Genomic DNA, 1,037 nt, shown 5'->3' on the forward strand with positions numbered 1-1,037 from the left:
CTGGCTAAAACCTACGGTGGTTCCGCTCGCGCATTCGACCAGATCGATAACGCGCCGGAAGAAAAAGCTCGTGGTATCACCATCAACACCTCTCACGTTGAATATGACACCCCGACTCGCCACTACGCGCACGTAGACTGCCCGGGCCACGCCGACTATGTTAAAAACATGATCACCGGTGCTGCGCAGATGGACGGCGCGATCCTGGTTGTTGCTGCGACTGACGGCCCGATGCCGCAGACTCGTGAGCACATCCTGCTGGGTCGTCAGGTAGGCGTTCCGTACATCATCGTGTTCCTGAACAAATGCGACATGGTTGATGACGAAGAGCTGCTGGAACTGGTTGAGATGGAAGTTCGTGAACTGCTGTCTCAGTACGATTTCCCGGGCGACGACACTCCGATCGTTCGTGGTTCTGCTCTGAAAGCGCTGGAAGGCGACGCAGAGTGGGAAGCGAAAATCATCGAACTGGCTGGCCACCTGGATACCTATATCCCGGAACCAGAGCGTGCGATTGACAAGCCGTTCCTGCTGCCGATCGAAGACGTATTCTCCATCTCCGGTCGTGGTACCGTTGTTACCGGTCGTGTAGAGCGCGGTATCATCAAAGTGGGTGAAGAAGTTGAAATCGTTGGTATCAAAGAAACCGCGAAAACCACCTGTACTGGCGTTGAAATGTTCCGCAAACTGCTGGACGAAGGCCGTGCTGGTGAGAACGTAGGTGTTCTGCTGCGTGGTATCAAACGTGAAGAAATCGAACGTGGTCAGGTACTGGCTAAGCCGGGCACCATCAACCCGCACACCAAGTTCGAATCTGAAGTGTACATTCTGTCCAAAGACGAAGGCGGCCGTCACACTCCGTTCTTCAAAGGCTACCGTCCGCAGTTCTACTTCCGTACTACTGACGTGACTGGCACCATCGAACTGCCGGAAGGCGTAGAGATGGTAATGCCGGGCGACAACATCAAAATGGTTGTTACCCTGATCCACCCGATCGCGATGGACGATGGTCTGCGTTTCGCAATCCGTGAAGGCGG

At 54.8% G+C, this 1,037-nt stretch carries 1 protein-coding gene; it reads left to right on the forward strand.

All coding sequences use genetic code 11. From position 1 onward, the window contains the following. Positions 1-1,037 (forward strand): elongation factor Tu (gene tuf, locus ACOI6Z_RS27485; RefSeq protein WP_020316953.1); only part of this gene is annotated, 1,037 nt, incomplete at both ends.

Source organism: Klebsiella sp. C239 (genome assembly GCF_048822715.1).
Lineage (GTDB): Bacteria > Pseudomonadota > Gammaproteobacteria > Enterobacterales > Enterobacteriaceae > Klebsiella > Klebsiella quasipneumoniae.